This is a genomic window from Klebsiella sp. Ech2A (assembly GCF_030078455.1).
GTDB lineage: Bacteria > Pseudomonadota > Gammaproteobacteria > Enterobacterales > Enterobacteriaceae > Klebsiella > Klebsiella terrigena.
Genome location: NZ_JAQGFU010000396.1, coordinates 1 through 1,566 on the forward strand (window position 1 = coordinate 1; position 1,566 = coordinate 1,566).

At 56.2% G+C, this 1,566-nt stretch carries 1 protein-coding gene and 1 pseudogene; one reads left to right on the plus strand and one right to left on the minus strand.

Going from position 1 to position 1,566, the window contains the following annotated elements; translation table 11 throughout:
• A pseudogene (locus PFH44_RS27375) lies at window positions 1-124 on the plus strand (ABC transporter substrate-binding protein); the annotation flags it as partial.
• Window positions 125-191: 67 nt separating this feature from the next.
• On the opposite strand, the gene PFH44_RS27380 reads toward PFH44_RS27375, so the two are convergent.
• Entirely contained in the window at window positions 192-1,502 is a 1,311-nt protein-coding gene (locus PFH44_RS27380; protein ID WP_045855263.1) for an MFS transporter, read from the minus strand.
• Window positions 1,503-1,566: the final 64 nt, after the last annotated feature.

Sequence of the window (1,566 nt, forward strand, 5' to 3'; positions counted from 1 at the left end):
GCTGCAGGCGGCGCTCGAGGGGGCGATAGCCCGCGGCGAATACCAGCAGGTGCTGGCGCGCTGGGGGGAGCAGGGGGAGGCGGTAACGCAGTCGGTGGTCAATCCGCCCGGGATTACCTACTAAAAAAAGCCGCTGCTTCGCAGGAGTGTGTTGCGAAACAGCGGGGGCGAACTCTCGCCAGGTTTGAGAATCAGGCCGCGCGAGGTGTCAGGTTGATACGATCCAGCGGCCCGACAATAAATAGATAGGAGAGCAGGCCGAGCACGCCCATCGAGCCGACGTAGAGAATGGCGTAATCAAACGAGTGGGTATTGGCAATAATGACCCCAATAACCAGCGGCGTGATGATGCTCGCGAGGTTGCCGCACATATTGAAGACCCCGCCGGCGATACCCAGCATCTCCTTGGGGGACGTATCGCTGAGGATACACCAGCCGAGATTGCCAAAGCCTTTGGCAAAGAAGGCCAGGCTCATGGCGGCGATAACCACGACCTCAGAAGCGGTATAGTTAGCGACGACGATGACGCAGGAAAGCAGCATGCCGCAGATGACCGGTATCTTGCGGGCAGTGGTCAGACTGTGGCCGCGTTTAAGCAGCCAGTCGGAAAACAGCCCGCCGAGCAGGCCGCCGATAAACCCGGCAATGGCCGGAATACTGGCGACAAAACCGACCTTCAGAATCGACATTCCCTTGGCCTGGTAAAGGTAGGTCGGGAACCAGGTCAGGAAGAACCAGGTAATGGAGGTGACGCAGAACTGGCCGATATAGACGCCGATCATCATGCGGTTTACGCAGACGCTTTTGATCTGCGCGAGGGTTAACTTGTGCTGCGTTTGTTTGCAACCTAGCTCCGGCTCGCCGCCGCCTTCGCGAATATATTCAAGCTCCTGCTGGTTTATTTCCGGGTGGTGTAGCGGGTCCTTCACCTTAACCAGCCAGAATATCCCCAGGACCACCCCGATGGCGCCAATATAATAGAAGACATAGTGCCAGCTTAAATTATGCAGAATGATCGTCATGAGCGGTGTGATAATACCCAGCGAAATATACTGCGCAGCCTGATATACCGAGGTGACAAACCCGCGCTCTTTATTCGGGAACCACTGCACGCTGAGGCGGCTGTTGGCGGGGAAGGCCGGGGCTTCTATCGCGCCCATCATCAGGCGCAGAATAACCAGCACCACCAGCGGGCTGGCAAACAGAAAGATCGTCCCCTGGAACATGGTCACCACCGACCAGCCGATCAGCGCGCAGCCGTACACCAGCCGCGAGCCGTATTTATCCAGCAGCCAGCCGCCGGGGATTTGCATTATCACGTAAGAAATACCGAACACGGAAAAAGCCAGACCCATGGCCTCCGGATCGAATCCGAGCTCTTTACTCATAATCGGCGCGACGACCGACAACGTGGCGCGGTCGGCATAATTAAATACGGTAGCCAAAAAAAGAAATAATAAAATACCGTAACGCACGTTGCTGCGTTTTAATTGTGTATTCACTTTGCAACTCCGTTTCAGGGTTGGTGATGTGGGTACAGCAAGTCAGGGGCGGGAGGGGGAATAA